This window comes from Sphingomonas faeni, assembly GCF_003053745.1.
In the GTDB taxonomy this organism is placed as follows: Bacteria; Pseudomonadota; Alphaproteobacteria; order Sphingomonadales; family Sphingomonadaceae; genus Sphingomonas; species Sphingomonas faeni.
In genome coordinates this window covers 1-3,291 of the sequence record NZ_QAYE01000011.1, presented here as the reverse complement: position 1 = coordinate 3,291, position 3,291 = coordinate 1, and the positions used below count along the sequence as shown (strand labels likewise).

Here is a 3,291-nt window from a genome sequence, read left to right as displayed (position 1 = left end):
GACTCTCGCTTCGCCGCTGTTGAGCTTCTCCTGCGTTACATTCCTGTCATCATGCCGACTGAAATGCTTGATCGCTATCCTTCGCGCTCGAAGGCAGGAATCAAACAGCGAGTTTTGGATTGCTCCCCGCAACTCCACTATGAAACATTCGTCAACGGAGAATTCGAGGACCAAGTGGATGCGTACGTAGGCGGCATACGAACCACATCTTCCTTATTGACGAAGTTTGGCGTCTCACCTGCCGAAATCGAGGAATTCGAGCATTTGCTCGCAGCGGTGGCAACTACGGCAAAATCCATGAAGGTATGACCGCTTCCTCCCATCAGCGACCGAAGAGCCTTCTGATCCCGGCAATGACGCCCCAAGGCCTACCGATCAGAATTGTATCCCTTCCTACGGCCTCGGGGTCATCACCGGTCACCTGACAAAGCGCACGGCAGAACCGTCGCCATGTGGTCGGCTGAGCTTTCACGTAGTCCGGTAGCACGAGAAGCAGGGCGTTATACACGTCGCCAACGGTGCGCCATTCGATAGCGGTAGTGGTTTCAATCTTGACGTGAAAGTCCCGCTCGACGTCCTCGATCGCTTCGATCTCGTCGCCATCTCCGCCGAGTCCAAGTCGATCAAGCATTCGCGTTTTTCCCTGCTATGCGGTTTGTCGTGCCAGTGAGGACCAAGATCGGCAATGTCCGATTACCGCCGTGGCTGTCCCAAAGCCGCCTGACCGCTTTGGGAAGGATAGCGGACGGGCTGCTTTAGGGTCGAGGGCGAGCGTAAGCGGCCGTTGCGCTATGCTGCCGCCTCTACCCAGCGCCTGAACACCCCAACGGCAGCCGACAAGTCCAGCGGTCCGCAAGAAACGTCAAAGGAGTCACCCTCCACACGCGCAACCAACCAGCTTCCAGTCCGCTGCCACTCTTCTAAGTCGTCGCTAGGCTCACCGTGCTCCGCACGCTCAAAGGCACGCCCTTCCATCTGCGTGTCGGTCAAATCGATCTTGAGCGACCATCCGGGATTGTCGATCGTGTCGATCTTCACGCCGTAGGAATGCTCCCAGTCGTTATCGCATTGGGATAGATACCACTGCGCCAGCCAGAGGAGATTGTCGTCGTTCACGCTGCCAGCACCGCGAGTGCCTGGATCGTCTCGTCCTGCGTCGGTGGTCTGCTGTCATCCTCGGCGAAATGGATCGCGTCTCGCACGGCATCGTCGGCGAAATCGAAGTCGTCGCTCATGATTAGGCAATCTGCGACATAGTTCGCGAGTTCAAAGGACAATCGTTCTTCAGCGATAGCGGCGAGCAGCCGTCCCGCTCCCTCTCTCGTCACTTCGAAACATGGTCCATCCGTGATGATGATGTAGCCACTTCCACCTGCTTCGCAGGCGGCGTTGCAGGCCGCTACTTCGGTAGCGATTTCACCTGCCAGCACCTCTGGCGACAGGGTCCCGGATAAAAATCCTACGAGGGATGCGTGCTCCATGTAGGCACAGTGCATCCCTGAACGACCGTCTGCAATCGGGAAGCCGGGGACTGACTTTGAAAGGCCTACTTTGGGCGTTAGCTGCCGACCATCTGATAGCTGACGCTCACTCCGGAGACACTCTCCTTCTGTTTGAATACCCTAGACTTTGTGGCGTATCGGATACGTAGGCGTTCCGGCGAAAGCCACTTCATGTCGGCCCATGACCCTTCCCAGTCACCGACCCTAGCGGCACCGTGATCGTCATCTGCAACGAACGCGTTGCCCCCTCCCGATGGTTTATCGTTCGCGTCCAATATCGAAATTTGGGTGGAGAAGCCCGTGGTCGCTCCGCAGTCCCGCTGGAATAGCACCGCGACATGTGTGCCATCAGGCGAAGGGCTTCGGGAGGCGACGGTGTTCTGGCAGGCGTTCGAACACCCTGAGCAAATCATCAACGCCGCGGGTAATGCTGCTCTCATTGTTACGAATGGTAACCGTAGCTTCCCCGCCGTCAATGGCCGGTTTCGGGATCGACAAATTCGGACCTGAACGGCCGATTATGGGTGAAAGCGGAATGGCCGGAATGGGAAGGATTGCAGACGGGCAGATTTTCGCTGGAGATCGTTGCATATTGGACGTTCCAGCGCGATGCTTTCACGAATGAATAACTGGACATCCGGCTTCACACAGTCCGAACTGGACCGAGCGCAGGAGCGGTACGATATCCGCTTCCCGCCCGATCTAGCGGCTCTTCTTTTGGATAGAAGCCCTGTCGGCGGATATAATTGGAACGCGGACGATCATCGCATTCAGGAGATGCTTGCTTGGCCGACAGAACTACTTTTGTTTGACGTTGACGAAAACGGGCTTTGGTGGCCCGGCTGGGGTGAGCGTCCTGCTGAAAAGGGTGCTCGACAAGAAGTGGTTCGCGACGCCGTAAGGCAGGTTCCCAAACTAATTCCGCTACTCGGCCACCGCTTCATCCCGCAAACTCCAGAGATAGCAGGCAATCCCGTTTTCTCTATGCACGGCTTCGACACTATTTATTACGGTGCAAATCTAATTGAGTATTTCGAAAATGAGTTTGGCGGCACCCACCTGATTGGGGAAACTCGCTACGTTCCCTTTTGGTCTGATATCGTCGACTGGTGACGATAGGTATTTTCTGCGATGCCAGCTTGCAGTTAGCGACAGCACGGTGGGACCGATCGCGTTTCTGCATCATGAACGGCCCTAATGGGAGAGGAAAGCGGACGGGCGGCTTTCGGGGCGCTGTGCTGGACAGCGGATGCCGTGGATTACCGACTTGTGAGCAGCCGCTTCCTATACAGCGCGTCAGGGGCCTTGGCCGCTTCGATCCTGATACGGCGATGTAGCATCCCCACTATCAGCGGACCGCCTACTAGAAGAAGCCCGACCAGCACCTCTATGAAACCCGGCGACCAGCCAGCCAGCAGAGCCGCTCCATAGATCAGCGCGAAGAACGCGAACCATGTGAATGCTGCGGCATCGACGAGGAGCAGCGGCGCCCTGCTTTGATAGTGCTGGTGTGCAAAACGCCAAAACGCCGCTTTCATACTACCCCGTCTCAATTTTTGGCCAATCGTAACGTCGGCTTTCGGGAAGCGCCACCTGCGATGCGAGAGGCAACAATTAGACGAAAGCGGGATGGCCGGATGGCACGTTATGGACGCTGACGGCGTAGGCTCAGAACAGTGCCGAAAGTCACTAGTCCGCAAGCTAGGGTCAGGACCCATTGATGTGAGAGGCGCGATCTGATTCAGGCTCCGTGAGGAGAGCGTGGATGAGCGACCTGTACTGGCTGACG

General features: G+C 56.9%; 6 protein-coding genes. 2 read left to right on the top strand and 4 right to left on the bottom strand.

Annotated elements, in window-relative coordinates; genetic code table 11:
- The coding region (locus C8J25_RS17715; protein ID WP_167397746.1) for a hypothetical protein at positions 1–309 on the top strand (309 nt) is incomplete at its 5' end.
- 13 nt (positions 310–322) lie between these two features.
- Here C8J25_RS17715 and C8J25_RS17710 read toward each other — a convergent pair.
- The 3 genes from C8J25_RS17710 to C8J25_RS21320 form a co-directional block, all read right to left on the bottom strand.
- Positions 323–631: a hypothetical protein gene (locus C8J25_RS17710; protein ID WP_107955697.1), complete on the bottom strand. Its 309-nt coding sequence runs from the start codon at positions 629–631 to the stop codon at positions 323–325.
- Between the two features lie 158 nt (positions 632–789).
- Positions 790–1,116, bottom strand: coding sequence for an immunity 53 family protein (locus C8J25_RS17705; RefSeq protein ID WP_107955696.1), 327 nt, complete (start codon positions 1,114–1,116; stop codon positions 790–792).
- Positions 1,113–1,235: a hypothetical protein gene (locus C8J25_RS21320; protein WP_279628769.1), complete on the bottom strand. Its 123-nt coding sequence runs from the start codon at positions 1,233–1,235 to the stop codon at positions 1,113–1,115. Before C8J25_RS21320 ends, C8J25_RS17705 begins: the two co-directional genes overlap by 4 nt.
- A gap of 888 nt (positions 1,236–2,123) precedes the next feature.
- Between C8J25_RS21320 and C8J25_RS17690 the strand changes: the two genes are divergently transcribed.
- Positions 2,124–2,615 (top strand): hypothetical protein, encoded by a 492-nt coding sequence (locus C8J25_RS17690; RefSeq protein ID WP_107955694.1) that lies wholly within the window; start codon positions 2,124–2,126, stop codon positions 2,613–2,615.
- 146 nt (positions 2,616–2,761) lie between these two features.
- Here the strand turns inward: C8J25_RS17690 and C8J25_RS17685 are convergent, their stop codons facing one another.
- Positions 2,762–3,040: a hypothetical protein gene (locus C8J25_RS17685; protein WP_107955693.1), complete on the bottom strand. Its 279-nt coding sequence runs from the start codon at positions 3,038–3,040 to the stop codon at positions 2,762–2,764.
- Between the last annotated feature and the right edge of the window lie 251 nt (positions 3,041–3,291).

Bases quoted from the DNA above. Each gene is read 5' to 3' on its own strand.
- C8J25_RS17690 (WP_107955694.1), top strand. From the start codon at position 2,124: ATGAATAACTGGACATCCGGCTTCACACAGTCCGAACTGGACCGAGCG.
- C8J25_RS21320 (WP_279628769.1), bottom strand. From the start codon at position 1,235: ATGAGCGACGACTTCGATTTCGCCGACGATGCCGTGCGAGACGCGATC.
- C8J25_RS17710 (WP_107955697.1), bottom strand. From the start codon at position 631: ATGCTTGATCGACTTGGACTCGGCGGAGATGGCGACGAGATCGAAGCG.
- C8J25_RS17685 (WP_107955693.1), bottom strand. From the start codon at position 3,040: ATGAAAGCGGCGTTTTGGCGTTTTGCACACCAGCACTATCAAAGCAGG.